The following is a 20,995-nucleotide window of genomic DNA, read 5'->3' as shown; positions in this document are numbered from 1 at the left end:
CTTATGCCCCCATCGCTTTGGGCAGCCAAAGCGCCATCGCGGGGAAGGCGATGATCGCGGCCAGATGCAGGAAGTCGGCGCAGAGGAAAGGGATCACCCCGCGAAAGATCGTGCCCAGCGACAGATCCTTGGCCACGCCCTGCAACACATAGATGTTGAGGCCCAGCGGGGGGTGGACAAAGCCCAGTTCCATCGTGCGGACGAGGAAGATGCCGAACCAGATCGGACTATAGCCCAAAGCCTCGGCAATCGGCAGGAAGATGGGGGTGGTGAGCAGCATGAGGGCCACACCGTCCAGAAAGCTGCCCAACAGGAGCAACACCAAAGTCATCACCACAATCGCCATCACAGGGCTGGCATGCAGGCCGACCACCGCGCCCGACATGGCCTCGGTAATGCCGGTGATGGAGATGAAAGTGGCGAACAGCATCGCGCCAATGATGATCACATAGATCATGCCCGCCGTGCGCAAGGTGGCATGCACCGCCTCGCGCAAGGCCGCCAAGGTAAAGCCTCCGCGCAGGGCCAGCAGGCCAAGCGAGGCGATCACGCCCACCGAGGCGGCTTCGGTCGGCGTGAACCAGCCAATCATCAGCCCGCCAATGACGAAAGTGATCAGCGCCACAATATCCGCGATCCGGCCAAGCGCGCGCAGGCGCTCGCTCCATGGCGCGCGGGTGCTGGCGGGGCCAAGCGCGGGGTTGAAGGCGCATAGCAGGATGATGGTGACGAGATAGGAGATGGCTTGGGTGGCCACGGGGATGAGCGAGGCGGCGAAAAGCTTGCCGATGGATTGTTCGGCAATGATGCCAAACACGATCAGCGCGCCCGATGGGGGCACCAGAGACCCCAGCGTTCCGCCCGCCGCCAAGGCACCTGCCGCAAAGCCGGGGTGATAACCAGCCTTGCGCATCTCTGGCAAAGCAACCGAGGAAATGGTGGCCACTGTGGCCAGCGAGGAACCGGAGATGGCGCCAAAACCCGCACAGCCCCCGATCGAGGCCAAAGCCAGGCCGCCGCGCCTGTGTCCGACAAATCGCGCCGCCACGGCAAAGAAATCGCGGCTTGCCCCGGCGGCAAAGCAGATATGCGCCATCAGCAGGAACAGCGGCAGCACGCCCAGCTCATATTTGGAGATGACTTCGTAGGAAACCACACCGCCCTTGATCAGCGCCGCTTCGGGCGAGATCAGGATAGCCATGCCGCCCAGTCCGGCCAGCATCAGGCCAATGCCGATGGGTATGCCGCCTGCCAGCATGGCCAGCAACAGCAGTATGCCGATGGCTCCCACCATTTCGGGTGCGATCATGGCTGTTCTCCTGCATTTCCAAACAGCGCTTGGCGGGCGAACAGGGCGGCAATGGCCAGAGCGACCATTTCCCACAGCGCGCGTAGCCAGCGGATGGGGATATGCAGCAGCTCGGTCTGTTCAAACCCGCCCCACATTTCCGCCCCTAGCCAGATCGAGCCCGCTGCGATGGCCAGAAACACCAGCGCGCTGACGCCAGCCATTACCCGCGCCAAACGGGCGCTGGTGGCCTGGGAAAGGCGCTGGGTGACCATATGCACGCTGGCGTGATGGCCCTCCAAAGTGGCGTAGAGCATCCCGCCCGCGCCCAATAGCACGATGGCGCCTTGGGTGATTTCGATCGAGCCCAGCAGATGCAGACCCAAATGGCGTCCGGCCACCGCTATCCCGTCCGATGCCGCGCCAAGGCCAAGCCCTGTCGCGCCCATCGCATAGGCAGCGTTGCGCAGCAGGCGTCTTGCGCCTGATTCGGGCCGCTTCGTTTCCTCCGCTGGTCTCATCCATGTCTCTCCCGAGCCGGTCCCGTCTTGCAATTATCCGCTATGGAACGGGGCCAGCCTTGCCGATTGTCTTTGCGGGCTCCGGCGTTGACAGGCCATGCAAGGCGGGGTCTAATGCCGGTAGCTTCAATATCGTATGCTATAACAACCGTTGATAATGTCAACCAATTTGGAAAATCTGAATCCCATGGCAAAATCCGATCCCACCCCTGTTGAAAATGCCCGCAATGCCGATGCGGAAGGGCTTGGCGGGGTGAAATTGGGGCGGTTGGGCAATTATGTCGGCTTCCGCCTGCGTCGCGTGCAAAATCAATTATCCCGCGACTTTGCCAATGCCACGGCGGAAAGGGGGCTGCGGTCGGGGGTCTTTTCCTCTTTGGCCCTGATTTCCGCGAATCCGGGTATTTCGCAGGCGCAATTGTCGCGGGAAATCGCGATGGATAAGTCGGTTACGGTGACATTGATCGATGATCTGGAAAAGCGGGGCTGGGCCCAGCGCAAGCGTTCGCCCACTGATCGCCGCCGCCATGCCCTGTATATTACCGAGGCGGGCGAGCGGGAGCTGGACGCTATTTTCTCGGTCGTGTCGGAAACGGAAAACGCTGTTTTGCATCAGCTTTCTCCGGCCGAATTGATGCTGCTCAGCGAATTGCTCGACCGGATGTATGCGGTCTGTGTGGCGGAGGACAATGGATGACTGTCTCCATTGAGTGAAAATTAGATAGTTGACTCATTCCACCAATTTCCGCATTCTCACCCCATTGAGGCGATGCTTCAGTCGATAAGACCGAATCCGGCTATCGAAACAAGGGTGAGGGTGTGGTGGCCATTTCTGCGCAAAGCTTTCTTGCGGCAATTGGCGATTTTCATGCGAGCCCGAAGCTGAATGCATCTGTGCAAACGCTTGCAACCGGGAGGATGCCATGAAATTTTCGCTGTTCCGCGCCCAGATTCTGTCGGGCTCGGCCCTTGCTCTGGGCCTGATTGCGCCTGCCGCCATGGCGCAGCAGGCCCCCACGCCGCCTGAGGCCGCAATTATCGTCACTGGCAGCCGTCTGCGGATCGAGGCGCCGATTGGTTCGACCGTCACCGCCATGAGCAATGCCGACATTGCCTCCACCGGCCGCGTCACGCTGGACCGTGCGATCAAGGAATTGCCGCAGGTGTTCGATCTGGGCGTGTCGGAAAGCTCGCGCGGGCAATCGGGCGGTGCGGGCAATATTGTCTATTCCAACTCGATCAACCTGCGCGGCATTGGCCCCAATGCGACCTTGATCATTGTCGACGGCCATCGCGTCACCAACAACAGCCGCTCGATCGATCCATCCACCCTGCCGACTTTGGGCGTGGAACGGGTTGAAGTGGTGGCTGACGGGGCCTCTGCCATCTATGGTTCGGATGCGGTGGCGGGCGTGGTCAATCTGATCCCGCGTCGCCATTTGAACGGGCTGGAGATGACTGCGCGCGGCGGGATTTCCTATGACGGCGCCTATCACGAAACCATGGTGGGGGCAGCCTATGGTCGCAAATTCTCGCGTGGGCAGGTGATGTTCGCCTATGAACATGTCGACAAATCGAACCTGAGCGGTGACGATCGTCCCTTCTTCCGCTCGAACCAGACCTCGTCGGGTGGCAATGATTATTCGGTCACCAAATGCCGCATCGGCACGATCACCGCAGGGGGGGTGAATTATGCGCTTCCGGCGGCGGGTTTGACCAATGCCTCGCAATTGACCGCTGGCACCAGCAACAAATGCAACGACCTGCAGGGGCAGGATCTGATCCCCAAGCAGCGCTATGATTCCGCCAATATGACCGGCAATTTTCAGGCGACCGACTGGCTGGAACTGTTTGTCGACGGCTTCTATTCCTATCGCGCCTTTGAGCGCATGCCCGGCGCCACCAATGCCAATCTGACCGTGCCCAGCACCAATGCTTTCTATGTCGCCCCCACCGGCTTTACCGGTTCCAGCTATACGCTGGGCTATAATTTTGCCGGTGACGTGGCGAATAACAAAAGCTGGGGCCATTCGGAAAGCTGGCAGATCACGCCGGGTGTGAAGGTGAAACTGCCCAAGAGCTGGCAGTTCGAAGCCTTGATCGGCAAGGGTCGCACCTATGACATTTCGATCAGCACCAAGGGCATCAACAACACCGCTTTGGCCGCCGCGCTGGCCAGCAACAATGTGGCGACGGCCTTTGATCCCTATGGTCTGAACCGGACTTCGGCAGCCACGCTGGCGGGCATTTTCAATCAGGTGTTTTACGCCCCCACGATCGGCCATTTTGTCGGCTATGAAGCCCGTCTCAATGGTCCGCTGTTCAATCTGCCTGCGGGTCAGGTGAAGCTGGCGATGGGCTATGAAGCGCAGGAGTTCAACGTGTCGCTGGGGCAGGCGCGCGGCAATCCGGGGGTGGCCTTTACCTGGAGCAACCCCGGTCGGCGGGTGGATTCCGGCTATGCGGAAATTGTCATTCCGGTGTTTGGCAATGACAATGCCATCCCCCTGTTCCGCAAGCTCGATATTGATGCGGCGGTGCGTTATGACAAATATTCCGATGTGGGCAGCACGACCAACCCCAAGCTGGGGATTAACTGGAAGCCGGTGGATGAACTGACCCTGCGCGGTTCCTATGGCACCTCTTTCCGTGCGCCGACCCTGACCCAGCTTTACGGCAATACCAGCCAGCTTTATGTGCAGTCCTATCAGAACCCGACCGGCGGTTCGCCGATCGTGGGTGTGGCGCTGTCGGGTGGCAATCTCAACCTGAAGCCCGAAACCGCCAGCACATGGTCGGTGGGCGCCGATTTCCAGCCTACGCGCCGGACCAAATTGTCGCTGACCTATTTCAACGTGGACTATAAAAATCAGGTGATTGGCCTGTTGTCCGATCTGGCGGTGCTGACGCGGCTGTCGCAATATGATGGCACGGGCGTGATCGTACAGGGGGCGACTGCGGGCGCTTTGGCCGCGCAATATGTGGCCGGTGGCATGGCGGTATCGGGCGCCTTCCCCGGCGGCAATCCGTCCAATATCACGCTGTTTGTCGACGGGCGCAGCCAGAATTTGGGCCGCTCGATCACGCGCGGCCTCGATTTCACCGCTTCGCATGTGCTGGATACCGAAAAGCTGGGCCGCTTTACCCTCTCGGCCAGCGGCAGCTATTTTCTGGGATACAAGACGCAGCAGGCACCCAATGCGCCCTTTATCAGCCAGTTGAACAATATTTTTCAACCGTTGAAATTCCGCGCCCGCGCCAGCGTGAATTGGGAAAAGGACCGTTGGGGCCTGACGCTGCGCACCACTCATGTGGGCGGCTATACCAACAATGCGATCAGCACCCCGCAGGCGGTCAAAAGCTATACGCCGGTGGATGCGGTGGTCACTTTCAAAGTGGGCGAGGCCGCCAATCCCTTCACGCTCAGCTTTGAAATGCGCAATATGTTCAACATCAAGCCGCCCTATGTGAATATCGCGCCCAGCTCGAATGGCAGCGGCGGCTTTGATGCGACCGCTTCTGATCCCATCGGTCGCCTGATGGCGGTCAGCGCGCGGAAGAAGTTCTGATGCGCGCGCGTCTGTTGGCGGCGGCTTTGATGTTGGGTGTGTCTGGCGCGGGCCTTGCCATGGGGGCCGAGCCTGCCCCTGTGGCGCTGGCCGCGGCCATCGCTCCATCCAGCTTTGGCCAATATCAACCGCCCAAGGCCTATACTGGGCAGGTCCAGCAGAGTTTCTATGTGCGGATGCGCGATGGTACGCGTTTGGCGGTAACCGTGGCGCGGCCTGCGGTGGATGGCAAAGCGGCCGAAGGGCGCTTTCCCGTCATCTGGCACCATAGTTTGTCTGCCACGCAAGAGGCCGCCGATGGCACCGGCCCGCGCGCTGCGGGCTTCCGCTCGATCCCGCAATTGACCGATTATGGCTATGTGGTGGTGCAGGTCGCGCGGCGCGGCAACGGGCAAAGCTTTGGCACGATGCGCGGTTATCACGAGCGCAATGAGGATGCCGATGCCTATGAGATGATCGACTGGTTGGCCACCCAGCCTTGGTCCAACGGGATCGTCGGGCAATATGGCTGTTCAAACACGGGCGATGCGGCGGTCCATGCGATGACAGGGGGCAATCCGCATCTCAAGGCGGTGTTTGCGGGATGTTTCAGCTGGAACAAATATGACGCGATGCGGCGCGGGGGCATTTTTGCGCAATGGGGCACCGGCCCTACCCGCAGCATCGAGCAGGATATGGCGATCACCCCGATCACGGGCGATGAGGGCAAGGTTCTGTTGCGCAAGGCGGCTGAAGAACATCAGCGCGCCACGCCTTTGTTCGAGCTTTGGAAATCGCTGCCCTACCGCGACAGTTGGGCGCCTAGCGTGCAAAGCACCTTCTGGAGCGAGGGCAGTGCATCCTCCTATGCCAACCAGATGCGGCGTTCGGGCACGGCGCTCTATGTCGTGGGCGGGTGGCGCGATGAATTGCGCGATTCAGGCCTGATTACCTTCCTCAACATTCCCGGCACCCGCATTCTGATCGGCGATTGGCTGCATTGCCAGAATGACGGCTTTGCTTTGGTGGAGGAGGCGCACCGCTTCTTTGACCGCCATTTGAAGGGGATCGATACCGGCATCGACCGCGATCCGCCGATCCATTATTACACGGTGGGCGCGTTGAACGGTCAGGGTGGCGAATGGCGTAGCGCCTCGCAATGGCCATTGCCGCAAGCCAGCCAGACCGATTTTGCCCTGACGCCCAAGGGCTTGGTGATGGGCGCGGTCAAACCGTCCCCGTTTAAGGCCAGCTTTGCGGTGGATTACACCATCGCATGCCCCGAGGGTGGTTCGGGATCGACCGTGCAACCTTGCCATCTGGCGGGCAAGGGGCTCTCGCTATCGGGCAAGCCTTTGCCCGCGCCGGTGGAGGTTAGTGGTCATGGGCTGGCCGATATCTGGATCGCCAGTGATACGCGCGACGCCAATCTCTTTCTGTTGCTGGAGGATGTGGCGCCCGACGGCAGCGTGAAAGTGGTGACCGAAGGGCGGCTCAAGGCCTCCTTGCGCAAGCTCGACAAGGCGCCTTGGGCCTTGCCGGGCCTGCCATGGCACCGCGCCTATGCCGAGGATGTGCAATGGTTGAAACCGGGCGAGCCGGTGCGTTTGCAATTTGACCTGATGCCCACCTCCTATGTCTGGGCCAAGGGGCATCGCATCCAGTTCACCTTTACCGGTTCGGACCACCGCGAAAGGGCGCGCAACGCCAATGCCCAGCCCGCGACAATCAGTCTGATCAGCGACGGTGACCATCCCTCCCGCGTCAGCCTGCCTATCGTCAAACCCTGATGCCATTCGGGGGCCGGAGCGCAAGGCATCCGGCCCCCTTTTCTTTGCAGGAAAATCCCATGTCGATCCGTTTCGCCCTGCCTTCATCAGTTCTTATGGCATCGGTCCTTATGGCCGCTCCCGCCGCTGCCCAGCCCCTCCACTGGAGCGCCCCTATCGCCCAAACCGCAAAGTCCAGGATTTTTGCCCCCTTGGTGCTGGAGGGCACGAAAGAGGCGCAGGCCTTGGCCCGTGCTGGCTATGTGCAGGAGGAATATTTCGTGTCCGGCACCGGCGCGATCTATGGCGAGAAAGAGGATGGCAGTCTGGCCGTCCGGCAGGGGCAAGTGCCCTATCACACCCGCATCGTTCTCATCCGCCCGCGTGATCCCAAAAGGTTCAACGGCATCGTCCATTTCGCGCTACAGCATCCCAATCTGGCGGGCACCCAATGGGGCCGGATCGACAGTCTGGTGCTGCGTTCGGGCGCGGTCTATGCCGTGGCGATCAATGGCAGCGATGCGCCAAGCCGCAAGGCCTCCACGCCTGCCGTGCCGGTGGCCACCACCGATCTGCCGCAATGGTTTGATGCCAAGCGCTATGCCGCGTTTAACATCCCAAAAGATGACGGCATCCGCTGGGATATTATCGGCCAGATCACCAGCGCCTTGCGCGATCCGGCAAAGGGGAGCCCCTTGGCGGGCTGGAAAGTGCGGCGGGTCTATGGATCGGGCTGGTCCTTTCTGGGCAGCCAGTGGCGCAGCTGGATCAATTTCGGATTCCATGATCTTTATCGGCGTCGGGATGGTTCGCCGGTGATCGATGGCTATCTGATCGGCATTTCGGCGGGGGCTGTGGATGCGGGCCATGTGCCGCTTAACTCCACCGATCCGGTGAAAAACCGCCATGAGCAAAAGCTGCGCGTGATCGACTCTCCGGTGATCGAATTGACCAGCGAGATGGAGGCGATCACCAATATCTATCCCCTGCGCGAGGAGAGCGATGCGGCCAAGGGCGGCTATCGTATCTATGAACTGGGCGGGGTCAGCCATGGCGACAGCGGGGTGAGCGGGCAGGTCCGTCCCTCGACATGGCAATTGCTGGACCGTCGCCATGGCGGCGTGGAGCCGGTGCCGGTGTGTTCGGTGGAGGATACCGACAGCCCGATGCGCGATGTGGCGCAGGCGGCGCTGGTCAATCTGGACCGCTGGGTGAGCGAAGGTCTGCCTGCCCCGCGCGCGTCAAGGATGCAGGTGGTGGGCAAGGATTATGCCCGTGATGCTTTCGGCAATCCGCTGGGCGGCATTCGCGTGGCGCAGCTGGATGTGCCGCTGGTCCGCTATGGCGAGGCGCAAGCCAGCGCCTGTGGCGGCAAAGTGCCGCGCCGCAATTTGAAGCGCCTGCCGGTGGATGCCTCTCTGATCGCCCAGACCTATCCGGGCGGGCGGGGCGACTATCTGGCCAGGTTTGATGCGCGGGTGGATAGTCTGGTGAGAGAGCGCTGGCTGCTCGCCGCCGATGCCGCCGAGGAAAAGCGCGCCGCAAGACGCTATGCCGATCAGGCCTTTGGACCGTCGCGTGGGGATGGGCCTGCCTCGGCGGAAGGCGTGTTGAACAATGGGGCCAAATGGGCCTCTGAAGTCCCTGCCAACTGGAACGGCACTTTGCTGGTCTGGGGCCGTGGCTATTCGGCGAAACTGGGCGCGCCCGAACTGGCGCCCGCCAATGCCAAACCCTTGCTGCTGGAGAAAGGCTATGCCCTGCTTGCCAGCGATTATGGCGCGGCGGGTTGGTCCTTGGCCGAGGCGGTTCCAGCCCAGACCCAAGCGATTGCCGCCTTTGCCAAGACCTATGGCAAGCCCAAAACCACCATCGCATGGGGCAATTCCATGGGCGGATTGGTGACCACGGCGCTGGCCGAACAGGGGCGGCCCGTAGTCGATGGGGCGATTGCCTTTTGCCCATCGATCGGGGGTGCAGTCGGCATGATGAATATGGCGCTGGATGGCGCCTATGCCTTGCAGCAATTGCTGGGCCGAGATGCGGGCCTGCAATTGACGGGCGTTAGCGATGACAGGGCCAATGGCCAGAGGGCCGAAAGCGTGGTGCAGGCAGCGCTTGCCACGGCGCAAGGGCGCGCGCGTCTGGCGCTGGCGGGCGTGTTGTCGGGCATTCCGGGCTGGACGCGGCGGGACAGCCCGCGCCCTGCGCAGGGGGATGTTGAAGCGCAGGTGGATGAAATCGGCGCTTCCTTCACCTTTGGCACATTCCTGCCGCGTGTGGATCAGGAGCAGCGCGCGGGCGGCGCCTTTTCGTGGAACAAGGGCGTCGATTATACCGCCCAACTGGCGCTGTCGGGCCGTCGCGCCTTTGTCGAGGCGCTTTATGCCAAGGCGGGGCTGGATCTGAAGGCTGATCTGGCGCGACTGAACGGGGGAGCGCGGGTGAGCGCCAAGCCTGCGGCGGTACGCTATATGATGGAGCATTATACGCCCAATGCCCGCCCGATGGTGCCCTTGCTGTCCGTGCAGGCGATAGGCGACGGGGCTACATCGCCTTCATTGCAGCGTGCCTATCAGGAGGCGGCTGATCCGGCCATGTTCAGCACATTGTGGTTGGCGCAGGCGGGCCATTGCGGCTTTTCGGGCGAGGTGCTGGTGGCGTCCCTGCGCCAATTGGAGCAGCGTTTGGCCGATGGCATTTGGGGCAATCCGGCAACTGGATTTGTCGCCCATCAGCCCGCCCCGATGTTGCGGCCGTGCGTTCGCGGCCGCAACTGTCGGTAAGGGCTTTAAGGCAGGTGCTTGCGCTCGATGCTCCAACCGGGCGCAACGCAAAGGCGGCAGGCGGGGCCGGTAAAAGTCCGCGCGGCGCTCTTGTCGCCCCGCAATTGCCATTGCAGCCAATCCACCGAGGCCTGCGCAATCGCCCCGCCATAGGGTTTGTAGAAAGTGCCGCCATGGCCCACCGGCAGGTTCACCAGAACAGCGGGCACATGGTCGATCTTGGCATAATCGTCGCTGCCATTGGGAAAGGCCACATCGCCCGGTCCGCCCAGAAAATAGACGATCGGCGTGTGAATGCCTTTCAGCAGGGCCTTGGATACGGTCAGCCCCGCGATCGGGTTGCTGCCATCGGCAAAAACGCCGCTATTGTGGATCAGCACAGCATGGATGCGCGGGTCGCGGGCGACTTCCAAGGCTTGCAAGCCGCCGCAACTATGGCCGGCCACGGCGGTTTGTTTGGGGTCGATATGGCCCTGATACAGACTGCCCTTGCGGGTGTTTTCACCCAAGGCCCAAGTAAGTCCCGCCAGAACATCAGCGCTTTTGGTGGGGGAATCGAGACGGCGCGGCGCGGCGGGATCAGGCTCGGGCAGTTTTTCGGTGGCGCTGGGGCCCGACAGGATGCGGCCCGGCGCGATGACCAGATAGCCATGGCTGGCAATTTCCAGCAAATGCTGGCGCGCCGAGGCACCATCCTCGCGGCAGCCGCCATTGCCCCAGACCATCACGCCCAGTTTGGTGGCAGGCAATTTGGCAGGGCGATAGATGACATGATTGGGCAGGCGGGCGTCGGTTTCCATGATCGCGGCATAGGGGCCCGATCCGGGGATGTTGGGCAGGTTCATTGCGGCCTTACGCTCGGCTTCCTGTTCAGGGGTAAGCGCGGCAGGGCGCGGTGGCGGGGTTTGTGCATGGGCCGCGGGCAGCAGCAGGCAGGATGCCAGCAGGGCAAGGGCAAGGGGTGTTTTGGGCATCGACTTCTCCGGTTCCGGCCATGGTTGGCCATGTGTGCAAAGCCTTGCATAATGAATGGCGGCGATTTCTGGAAGATAATCTTTGTAACATCGTCGAAAAATTAGGGATAAATGGCGATGATCTTGCGAAATCAGGCTAGTTGCAAGCCCTTGCATTTATCGCTATGACCTATTGCATAAGGCCCGCCAGCAGAGCGGCGCGAAATGGGGAGAATCTGCGTGCCTATCCTGCTCGCCACCGGCGACCTCGCCATGGATCGCGACAATTATGACGAGAGCTTCGTGGCCACGCGCGATGTGTTGCGCGCGGCAGATTTAACCTTTGGCCAATTGGAAACCAGCTTTGCCCATAGCGGCCAGCGCCTGCCTCAGGCGCGCCATGCCGTGCTGGCGCGGCCCGATGGCGCGGCGGCGCTGGGGCGTGCCGGTTTCGATGTGATCTCGATGGCGGGCAACCATTGCATGGATTGGGGCGCCGCGGCGTTTTTTGAAACGCAGCAGCATTTGCGCGCGGCAGGTATGGAAGTGGTCGGTGCAGGCGCAAATATTGCCGAGGCGCGCCAACCCGTCATCCGCCGCCTGTCCGATGGCAGCACGGTGGCGATGCTGGCCTATTCCAGCATCCTGCCCCATTCCACCTGGGCCGACGAGCGCCGCCCAGGTTGCGCACCCATGCGCGCCCATACGGTCTATGAACAGATCGAGCATGACCAACCCGGCACGCCCGCCCGCATCCACACCTATCCCCACCGCGATGATCTGGCCGCGATGGAAGCCGATATTCGCGCGGCCAAGCAACGGGCCGACGTGGTGGTGGTGTCGCATCATTGGGGCATCCATTTCGTGCGGGCTGCGATTGCCGATTACCAGCGCGATGTGGCCCGCGCGGCGATTGCGGCGGGGGCTGATGCTATCCTTGGCGGCCATGCCCATATTCTGAAGGGCTGCGAGATGATCGAGGGCAAGCCGGTCTTTTACTCGCTGTGCAATTTTGCCACCGACCTCAAGATGGACGAAGCCCATGCCAAGTCCAAAAGCTGGAACGAGATCCGCGTGCTGGCCGAGGAATGGGAGCCCGATTTCGAAGGCTTGTACAATTTCCCGAAAGCGGCGCGCCTGTCGATGATCGCCCGCCTTGAAATCGCAGAGGGCAAATTGCTGCGTGCAGGTTTCCTGCCGCTATACATCGGCCGCGATGCGGTGCCCCATATTGTTGCACAAGGCAGCCCCGAATATGCCGCCGTGCTGGATTACATGGGCGCCATCACCGCCGAGGCAGGTCTCAACGCCCGTTACCGGCCCGTCGGCGATATGGTGGAGTTGACCGCGTGACCGCCCGCCGCCCGCTGGCCATGGAGGGCTGGGTGGGGCTTTATGTGCTGGCCTATCTGCCCAATGTGATGATCACCCGCATGGTGACCGGCTTTGCCGATCCCGTGCTGGGGCGGCCCTTGACCGGGCTGGAGACGCTGCCAGCATCGCTGCTGATCAATCTGGTGCTGACCTATGGCTTCATCTGGGCTTCGGGCTGGCATGTCCATGCCCATGCGGTCAGGCTGGGGCGGTTTCGCCTGCCATGCCCGACGCGCTGGACTCTGCTGTCCGGTCTGGGGACGGGTTTGGTGCTGTTTACCGTGCCGCTCTCGCTCACCTTTCAAGGGGTCAGCGTGCCCTTCATCCAGTTGGTGATGCGCGGGGATGTGTTGATCATCGCGCCTTTGGTCGATCTGGTGTTCGGCCGCCGCGTGCGTTGGTGGAGTTGGGCGGCATTGGCCATGGTGGCGCTGGCTTTGGGCATCACCTTGCAGGATCGCGGTGGGCTGCATCTGCCGCCTTTGGCGATCCTGACGGTGGTGCTGTATACGATCGGCTATTTCCTGCGTCTGGCGGTGATGACGCGGGTGGGCAAGAATGGGGATCTTGCGGTTCTGCGCGCCTATTTCGTCGAAGAGAAGATGATTGCGCTGCCCCTGTCGGTGGCGATGCTGGCGGCGATTTCGGCCAGCGGTCTTGGTGGACAGGCCGGTGAATTGGCCACCGGCTTCATCACCGTGTGGAGCCTGCCTGCGATATGGCCCTTGGTGGCCATCGGCGTCACGCTGACCATCATTTCCGTGCTGGCCATCATCATCCTGATGGCCCCTGCCGAAAACGCCTATTGCGTGCCTTTGGAGCGCGCCGCCAGCCTTGTGGCGGGCGTGGGCGGATCGGTGCTGCTGGCGTGGGGTTGGGGCATGAAAATGCCGCGCGGGGCCGAATTGCTGGGCGCGGGCATTTTGATCGGGGCGATTGCGCTGCTGTCGCTGGCGCCGCGCTGGCGGCGCGAAATTTCCAAAACACCATAAAAACAGGAGAGGATCATGAAGGCATATTATCGCGCATGGGCCACCGCCACGGCGCTGGCCAGCGGTTTGGTCTGGAGCACGCAGGCGCAAGCGCAAGTCAAGGCACCGCAGGCTGAGAAAGAGGATCAGGCGATTATCGTCACCGGCAGCCGCATTCGCGGTGTGGCGCCGGTCGGTTCGAACATTATCGCGCTCGATGCCTCGAAGATTGCCGCCGAGCCGGTGACCTCCACCAATGACCTGCTGCGTCGCGTGCCGCAGGTGGTCTCGCTGGGCGCCAACCGCAACGGGGGCAGCGCGCAAAATGGTTCAGCCAATGCCACGCGCGGGGCGGGCATCAACCTGCGCGGGCTTTCCACCAATGCCACGCTGGTGCTGTTTGACGGCCGCCGCCTGCCGCCGCAGGGCACGCAGGGGCAATATACCGATCCTTCGGTCATTCCCGCCATTGCGCTGGAGCGGGTGGAAGTGGTGGCCGATGGCGCTTCGGCGGTCTATGGTTCGGATGCGATTGCGGGCGTGGTCAATTTCATCCTGCGCCGCAAATTTGACGGGCTGGAACTGCGCGCGCGCAGCGGCTTTACCGGCGGCAATTTCAAAGAGCAGCAGATTTCGGGCATTTTCGGCCGCAAATGGGATAGCGGCAATGTGATGGTGGCGGGCGATATCACGCATAATTCCGCGCTGATCGGCGGGGATTTGCCTTGGTATCAGGACAATAACACCTATCGCGGCGGGCGCGACCTGCGGGTCACCAATTGCGATACCGGCACGATCACCGCAGGGGGGCAGACCTATGCCATTCCTTCGACCGGCGTAACCAGCGCCACGGCATCCTCGCTGGTGGCGGGCACCAGCAACAAATGTTTCTATAACCGCTATGACACGGTGATCCCCGAACAGATCCGCTACAATATTCTGGGCAGTTTCAGCCAGCAGATCAGCCCCGCTGTCCGCATCTTTGCTGATGGCATGTATTCATGGCGCGATGGCAAGATCGGTCAGTTCACCAATATCAGCGCCACGGTGCGCAACACCAATCCCTTCTTTGTCGCGCCTGCTGCGGGGATTACCTCGGAGACGGTTACCTGGTCGCTGGTGCCCACCAATGGCGGGCTCGATATGAACCCCTATTACGGCTATAGTTGGAATGCGGTGGCGGGGATCGAGGCGCGGCCCTTTGGCGATTTCAAGGCCACCGCCTATTACTCGCACGGGCAAAGCGCCGATGTGGCCAATCGCACTGTGGGCGTGAACACGGCGGCGTTGAATGCCGCTCTGGCCGACACCAATCCGGCTACGGCGCTCAATGTGTTTGGCGGGGCGAATAATCCGGCCACCATTGCCAAGATCCGCGACAATCTGTTCATTATCATCGGCCGCACGCGGCTTGATGTGTTGAATGTGCAAACCGATGGCACGTTGGCCCGCCTGCCCGGTGGCGCCTTGCGCGTGGCGGCCGGTGCGGAATATCGCCGCGAATATACGTTCACCGATCTGGCCACGGGGCAGGCGGCAAGCCCTGTTCATGTGACCGATGCAGGCAGCCGCAATGTAAAGGCGCTGTTTGGCGAGTTGTTCCTGCCTATCGTCGGGCGCGACAATGCCATGCCACTGTTGCGGCAATTGTCGCTGTCCGTGGCGGGGCGCTATGAAAAATACAGCGATTTTGGCAGCACCAGCAACCCCAAGCTGGGCGTGACGTGGAAACCGGCAGAGATGCTATCGCTGCGCGGGTCCTATGGCACATCGTTCCGTGCGCCGACGTTTACCGAAGTCTCCACCGTGGCGGGCGGGGCGGGGCTCTATTATGACACTTTGCCCGGCGCGAGTGGCAACCAGACCGGCATTGGTATCGCGGGCGGCAATCCCAATCTGAAGCCCGAAACCGCCACCACATGGTCGTTGGGGGCCGAGATCAACCCGATGCGGGGGCTGCGCGCATCTATCACCTATTTCGACATTGATTACAAAAACCAGATCATCGCGCTGCGCGGCACGCCGGGCATTCTCACCAACCCGCTCTATGCCAGCTTTGTCACGCTGAACCCCAGCGCGGCACAGGTCAGCGCGCTGGTCGGATCGGGCCTGCCGATCAACAGCGTGATCAACACCAATGCGGTCAGCTTTATCGTCGATGGCCGCCGCCAGAATCTGGGCCGCGCGCAGGTGCGGGGGCTGGATTTCATGGCCAGCTACGACTGGACCATCGGCAAGGTGAAGATGGATGCGGGGGTGAGCGGCACCTATTACGGCTCCTATAAATTTCAGGCCGTGCCCGGCGCTGCGGTCGCCTCGGTGGCCAATACGCTCAATTTCCCGCAGAAATTCCGTATGCAGGGCGATGTGGGCGCCAAGGTCGGGATTTTCGCCACGCGCTTCACCTGGAACCACCTGTCGGGCTATTGGAATACGGGGCTGACCAATTACCAGCATGTCAGCGCCTATGACACTTTCGATCTCTCGCTTACCGCTGAAGTGACGCGCAATTTCCGCATCGGGGTGGATGCGCGCAACCTGTTTGACCGCAACCCGCCCTTTGTCGACACCACCCGCGGCTATGATCCCCAAAGCGCCAGCCCCTTGCCGCGCGTGGTTTCGGTCAATGCAGGCGTGAAGTTCTGATGGCCGCGCCCGCATTGCTGCCGCTGCTGGCCAGCCTTTCCGCCATGGCGGGCGGGCCAGCGCCCGAGACCTGCTCCGCTCTGGCGGGGCGTGTGGGGCAGGTGGAGGTGGTGCGGGCGCAGCCCTTTGTGGCGGGGGCGTTCAAGCCGGAGGGAGGCGGCAAGACTTGGGGTTCCTATGCGCCGCTGCCGGTGTCTGCTGGCCTCTGCCGTGTGCAGGGACGGATCGAGGGTTCGATCGGATTTGAACTCTGGTTGCCGCAGGACTGGAACGGGCGTTTGCTGGGCGCCGGTGTGGGCGGCGATGCGGGCGTATTCAACTATCGCGACATGAGCCTGCGCATCGGGCAGGGTTTTGCGGTGGTCACCACCGACAGCGGCCACAAGGCATCCGATCCACACTGGATGCGCGGGGCCAAGGCGCGGGCCGATTACGAACATCGCGCTGTGCATCTGGCCACGCAGGCGGCCAAGGCTCTGGTGCGACGCTATTACGCCAAGCCGGTGGATCACGCCTATTTCATGGGCTGTTCGGGCGGCGGGCGACAGGCTTTGAAGGAAATGCAGCTCTATCCTGCCGATTATGATGGCGTGGTGGCAGGCGCGCCCGGCCCCTATATGCCTTTGCAATCGGTGCGGATGCTGTGGTTCGCGCTGGAACAGCAGCGCCAGCCTGCGGCCATGTTGAGCGATGCCGATTGGGCCCTGTATGAAAGGCGGACTTTTGAAGCTTGCGACAAGCGCGACGGGGTGAAGGATGGGGTGGTCGAAAACCCGCTGACTTGCCATGCCCCGACCGCCAACCTGTTGTGCAAGGCGGGGCAGTTGCAGGACTGCCTGACCGCGCCCAAGCTGGCGATGCTGGACCGGATCATCGCCCCCTTGCGGGACGAGCGCGGCAGGGCGATGGATAAAGGCCTGTTGGCCGGTGTGCGGACGCGGCCCGGCCCGCCATCGCCCTTGCTCAACGCCATGTGGGCCGATGCCTTGCATGATGATCCCGATTGGGATGCGCGCCAATTTGCCCGCAGCGCGGATCTGGCGGCGATCAATGCTAAAATGCCGCAATTGCGGGCGGATAGTACCGCCATCACGCCTTTCCTGAAGCGTGGCGGCAAGGCGATCCTCTATCAGGGCTGGCAGGACCCTTCGACCAATGCTGGCCCCACCATCGATTATTATGCCGCGCTGGCCCGTGCGCATGGCGGTGTTACCCGCTTGGGCCATTCGGTGCGCCTGTTCATGGTGCCGGGCATGTATCATTGTCGCGGCGGGCCGGGGGCAGATAGTTTTGGCGGATCGGGCCATGTGCCCGCCAGCGGCGAGGCGCAGAGCGATATTCTCTGGTCGCTGATCGACTGGGTGGAAAAGACGCGGGCTCCGGCGCAGATCATCGCCACGCGACGCGAGGGAGAGGCTGTGGCCTTTACCCGCAAGCTGTGCCCCTATCCGGCAAGGGCGGCCTATGATGGGCGAGGCAATAGCCGATGGGCCGCCTCCTATCGCTGTGTGACCGATCGGGCGATGGCGCGGAGGCTACGCTGATGGCGGGGCTCTCGGATGATCTGTCGGCCTATGTTGCGGAGGCGCTCTATGATGATCTGCCCCCTGCCACGGTGACAGCGGCCAAGCAGGTGTTGCTGGACGGGTTGGGCGTGATGCTGGGGGCCAGCGGCATGGCGCCAGAGGTTTTGCCCTTTGTCAAATTGGCGGCGGGCGACGGGCCTTGCACGATTTTGGGCAATGGCCTGCGCGCCAGCGCGCCGATGGCGGCGCTGGCCAATGGGGCGATGGCCCATGCGCTTGATTACGAGGATGCCTTTGATCTGGCGCCGATCCATCCCAATGCCAGCTTGCTGCCCGCGCTGATCGCTCTGGCGCAGGCTGAGGGCGGGGTGGATGGCAGGCGATTTCTGACCGCTCTGGCGGTGGGCTGCGATATCGGCTGCCGCCTCGCCTTGGCCTTGCGGCAGAGGATGGAGGTGGGGGGATGGTATCCACCGCCCATTCTGGCGGGCATGGGGGCGGTTGCGGGGGCGGCGCATCTGTTGGGGCTGAATGCGGGGCAGGTGCGCGACGCTTTCTCCTTGATGCTGTGCCAGAATGTGATGCCGGGCGAGATCAAACATTCGCAAGGCACCGTCATCCGCGCCGTGCGCGAAGCTTTCCCCGCGCAGGCGGCCGTGCTTTCGGCCTTGCTGGTGCGCGGGGGTGTGGCAGGGTTTGAACAGCCGATCGAGGGGCGGCATGGCTTTTACGCGCTTTACGCTGGCGGCGCGTTTGACGAGAGCGTGTTGCGCGAGGGGTTGGGTCGGCGGTTCTGGATCGAGGCGTTGACCTTCAAGCGCTGGCCATCTTGCCGTGGGACCCATGGGGCGGTGGAAATGGCGCTGGCCATGGGTGTGAAGGCGCAAGACATTGCACAAGTGGAGGTGGGCGTGGATGCGATCCAGACCATGCTGTGCGATCCTTTGCCCCGCAAACGCGCACCGCAGACGGCGATAGATGCCAAATTCTCGATCCCCTTCACGCTGGCCTTGGCACTGGTGCGCGGGCGGGTGGGGCTGGATGATTTTGATGCGGCTTCCTTGGCCGATCCGGCGGTGCTGGACATGGCGGGGCGCATTACCCCCGTGCTGGACAAGGCGGCTGCGTGGCAAGGGGCAGGGGGCTGGCTGCGGGTGACTTTGCGTGATGGGCAAGTGCTGGAGGCGGCGCAGGCCGATGCTTTGGGCTGTCCAGCGCGGCCTTTGGGGGCGCAGGCTTTGCGGGCCAAATTTGCCGATTGCGCGGCGCGCGCGGCCCTTCCCCCTGCCGATGCGCCAGCCTTGGCGGCGGCGATCCTCTCGCTGGAGCAATGCGGGGATGTGGGGGCGCTGTTTTAAAACAGCGCCCTGATTTCTACCCGCCGCGCCGATTGGGCGGGCAGATTATCGGCATCCCTGTCATTGGTGGGGTTCCCGCTGGTATCGACCCGCGCCTCCACCGGCATGCCGGGCAAGAGGCGGCGCAGGGATTGCGCGATGGTCTGCGCGCGCTGTTCGGCCAATTCAGCCGGTTCAGCCATGTTCCGACCAGAGACCGGCTGAGGCTGCGTGGCGGCATAGCCGGTCACCACCAATTTGGCCGGATGGGCTGCCGCGATCCAGTGATAGGCCTGTTCCAGCAGATAATCGCCATATTGATAGATGAGGAAGTCATTGCCCCATTCAAAATAGATGGGAAACACTCGCTCCGCAAAGGGCCCCTCCGGCGCGGGTTGCACCATGGATGTGGGCGAGATATTGCGCTTGGGCAGCACAAAGCGGCGGCCCTTGTAACCCTCGGCGGGCAGCATATGGCGGGTGCAGGGCGTGTCATAGAGGCGCGAGGTGCGCACAGCGTCCAGCACGGCACCGCCGCAAGCCTCGGGCGAGGCGCCAGAGACGCGCCCTTCGACCATGACGGCGAAATTCCAGTCCGGCTTATGCGGGCTGAGCGAGACATCATAGCGTAGCCCAGTCGCTGGATCATCGACCAGCCAACAGCCCGATTTCTTTCCGCTATCGGCATCGCGATAGACGGGACAGGCGATGAATTGCACCAGATCGCCGGTCTGGGCTGCAGCGGCAGAGACCGGCGCCAGCAGGGCGGCGGTGGCGAGCAGTTTCCGCAACATCACAGCGCACTCATCATATTGGTCAGATCCTGCTTTTCCTGCTCGGTATAGCCGATGTTGTAACGCCGGTCGTAATAGTCGACGATGCCGCGCAAATCCTTGGCCAGTCCGTTGGAGAAATAGGGCGCGCGTGCGGCCAGTCCACGCATGGATTGCAGCGTGATCTTGCCTACATCGGCGCAGCGTCCGGTGGTCATGGCATAGCCCGGATCCATGGTCAGGATCACGCGGCCATAATGGGGGTGCGGCGCTTTCAAACAGGTGATGCGGAACAGCGGAAGATCGCGCCATGGATCGGCAAAGGGCATGGTGGTGGTGCCCAGATCCACTTGGCCCGGTGCCACATCATTGCCCATCTGGCTCATATTATGGCAGAAAACGCAGCTGTTGCGTACCGGATTGCCAAAGCCGACACGCGAATTGATCCCTGCGCTGTCGGTGATGAGGAACATTTTCTCGCGGAAAACCCGCGCCCCGCGTGCCACCGATTGGCGGAAGGCCAATTGCTCGGGGCTGAGGGTCTTGGCATCCTCGGGGTTGATCTTTTCCCATGCAGCAAATTCGCTCCACACCGGAATGCCGATGCTGCCCAAGGCGCCGGGTTGGGATGCCTGCAATTTGCGCGGGCCGCCCTGCGCGCCCAGAGTATCCAGCGCGCCTGCCTTGGCGCTTACCTGTTGGGCGGTGAAAACGCGCATTTCAAAGTCCTTGATCTGCGCGATCTGGGCGGTGGTCAGTTTTCTCGCATATTCCAGATGGCCATGGGCGGCATCCTCCATCTGCATCCGCAAATTGCCCGCGCGATTGTCGGCCATGATATTGCCCGACATCATCGTGCCATCATCGGGATCACGCGGCAGGGCGACCCCCTGTTTGGGATCAAAGGGAAAGCCCACGGCCAGCAGATATTTCATATTCGCCACCGGCCTTGCGCGGCGATAGACCGAGATATTCCCTGCCGCTGGCCCATGCATCGCGCCCGAATTGCAGCCATTGGGGTCGCGCAGCACTTCGATGGTGAAATCGGGCGTTACCGGCCTGCCGTTCCACTGGCGCACCGGCCAAGGCAATTGGATGCGGAACAACCCGCGCTCGATCAACAGCGAGTGGGATTCGCGCTTTTCCTGCGGCAGGGCGGGGCAGTTCGATCCGTCGATGGCGGCAAACAAAGGGTCCTTGCCGCCTGTCTTCTCCCAACGCTCGGCGGCGGTGGCGGCGGACAGGCTCATGGCATCGGCAGGCTGGTGGCAGGTGACGCAGGCGCGGCCATTCTTGCCCAAAGGCTCGAAAAAGGCGTGGCCTTTGGTTTTCATCGCCCCGCCATCCAGCAACAGGCGCAAGCTGCCATGGGCATTGGCATAATCGAGCGAGGCGGGGAACACCCGCCCCTCGCCGGGGGACCACCAGCGGTCAGGCGCGGGCGCGGCCAGCGTGGCGCTTCCCAACAGACCGATGGTGGCGATCAACAGCTTCTTGCGCATG

General features: G+C 62.4%; 14 protein-coding genes. 9 read left to right on the top strand and 5 right to left on the bottom strand.

The features are described from left to right. Position 1 precedes the first annotated feature (1 nt). Together EOE18_RS07905 and EOE18_RS07900 are read right to left on the bottom strand one after the other, a co-directional pair. Positions 2-1,309: a TRAP transporter large permease gene (locus EOE18_RS07905; RefSeq protein ID WP_246027326.1), complete on the bottom strand. Its 1,308-nt coding sequence runs from the start codon at positions 1,307-1,309 to the stop codon at positions 2-4. Next, positions 1,306-1,809, bottom strand: coding sequence for a TRAP transporter small permease subunit (locus EOE18_RS07900; RefSeq protein ID WP_127707958.1), 504 nt, complete (start codon positions 1,807-1,809; stop codon positions 1,306-1,308). The genes EOE18_RS07905 and EOE18_RS07900 overlap by 4 nt, the downstream gene beginning before the upstream one ends. A gap of 187 nt (positions 1,810-1,996) precedes the next feature. Here EOE18_RS07900 and EOE18_RS07895 point away from each other — a divergent pair, with 187 nt between their 5' ends. From EOE18_RS07895 to EOE18_RS07880, 4 genes are all read left to right on the top strand, one after another. Further along, the gene (locus EOE18_RS07895; protein ID WP_164852700.1) at positions 1,997-2,506 is read left to right on the top strand and encodes a MarR family winged helix-turn-helix transcriptional regulator; all 510 of its coding nucleotides are present in this window, start codon (positions 1,997-1,999) and stop codon (positions 2,504-2,506) included. A gap of 226 nt (positions 2,507-2,732) precedes the next feature. Then, positions 2,733-5,378, top strand: coding sequence for a TonB-dependent receptor plug domain-containing protein (locus EOE18_RS07890; RefSeq protein ID WP_127707954.1), 2,646 nt, complete (start codon positions 2,733-2,735; stop codon positions 5,376-5,378). After that, on the top strand, positions 5,378-7,147 hold the full coding sequence (locus tag EOE18_RS07885) for a CocE/NonD family hydrolase (protein ID WP_127707952.1): 1,770 nt from the start codon (positions 5,378-5,380) through the stop codon (positions 7,145-7,147). Before EOE18_RS07890 ends, EOE18_RS07885 begins: the two co-directional genes overlap by 1 nt. Positions 7,148-7,257: 110 nt before the next feature. Continuing rightward, the gene (locus EOE18_RS07880) at positions 7,258-9,912 is read left to right on the top strand and encodes an alpha/beta hydrolase domain-containing protein (RefSeq protein WP_127707950.1); all 2,655 of its coding nucleotides are present in this window, start codon (positions 7,258-7,260) and stop codon (positions 9,910-9,912) included. Between the two features lie 5 nt (positions 9,913-9,917). On the opposite strand, the gene EOE18_RS07875 is transcribed toward EOE18_RS07880, so the two are convergent. Then, entirely contained in the window at positions 9,918-10,886 is a 969-nt protein-coding gene (locus EOE18_RS07875; protein ID WP_246027325.1) for an alpha/beta hydrolase, read from the bottom strand. A 219-nt stretch (positions 10,887-11,105) separates the two neighbouring features. Here EOE18_RS07875 and EOE18_RS07870 point away from each other — a divergent pair, with 219 nt between their 5' ends. From EOE18_RS07870 to EOE18_RS07850, 5 genes are read left to right on the top strand one after another with little or no spacing between them, the layout of a single operon-like run. Beyond that, positions 11,106-12,218: a CapA family protein gene (locus tag EOE18_RS07870; RefSeq protein ID WP_246027324.1), complete on the top strand. Its 1,113-nt coding sequence runs from the start codon at positions 11,106-11,108 to the stop codon at positions 12,216-12,218. Beyond that, the gene (locus EOE18_RS07865; protein ID WP_246027323.1) at positions 12,215-13,231 is read left to right on the top strand and encodes a hypothetical protein; all 1,017 of its coding nucleotides are present in this window, start codon (positions 12,215-12,217) and stop codon (positions 13,229-13,231) included. The genes EOE18_RS07870 and EOE18_RS07865 overlap by 4 nt, the downstream gene beginning before the upstream one ends. Positions 13,232-13,246: 15 nt before the next feature. Further along, positions 13,247-15,856: a TonB-dependent receptor gene (locus EOE18_RS07860; RefSeq protein ID WP_127707947.1), complete on the top strand. Its 2,610-nt coding sequence runs from the start codon at positions 13,247-13,249 to the stop codon at positions 15,854-15,856. Continuing rightward, positions 15,856-17,400 carry a tannase/feruloyl esterase family alpha/beta hydrolase gene (locus tag EOE18_RS07855; RefSeq protein WP_246027322.1) on the top strand — a complete coding sequence of 515 codons (1,545 nt, stop codon included), beginning with the start codon at positions 15,856-15,858 and terminating at the stop codon, positions 17,398-17,400. Before EOE18_RS07860 ends, EOE18_RS07855 begins: the two co-directional genes overlap by 1 nt. Further along, positions 17,343-18,740 carry an MmgE/PrpD family protein gene (locus tag EOE18_RS07850; protein ID WP_246027321.1) on the top strand — a complete coding sequence of 466 codons (1,398 nt, stop codon included), beginning with the start codon at positions 17,343-17,345 and terminating at the stop codon, positions 18,738-18,740. The genes EOE18_RS07855 and EOE18_RS07850 overlap by 58 nt, the downstream gene beginning before the upstream one ends. On the opposite strand, the gene EOE18_RS07845 is transcribed toward EOE18_RS07850, so the two are convergent. Together EOE18_RS07845 and EOE18_RS07840 are read right to left on the bottom strand one after the other, a co-directional pair. After that, complete coding sequence (locus EOE18_RS07845) at positions 18,737-19,513, bottom strand: hypothetical protein (protein WP_127707945.1); 777 nt, start codon at positions 19,511-19,513, stop codon at positions 18,737-18,739. The two genes, EOE18_RS07850 and EOE18_RS07845, sit on opposite strands and share 4 nt — an antisense overlap. After that, positions 19,513-20,994 (bottom strand): hypothetical protein, encoded by a 1,482-nt coding sequence (locus EOE18_RS07840; protein WP_246027320.1) that lies wholly within the window; start codon positions 20,992-20,994, stop codon positions 19,513-19,515. Before EOE18_RS07840 ends, EOE18_RS07845 begins: the two co-directional genes overlap by 1 nt. Position 20,995 lies beyond the last annotated feature (1 nt).

The sequence above is a fragment of the Novosphingobium umbonatum genome, from assembly GCF_004005905.1.
Classification (GTDB): Bacteria; Pseudomonadota; Alphaproteobacteria; order Sphingomonadales; family Sphingomonadaceae; genus Novosphingobium; species Novosphingobium umbonatum.
The sequence above is the reverse complement of the archived record's forward strand: the minus strand, read 5'-3'. Positions and strand labels throughout refer to the sequence as shown.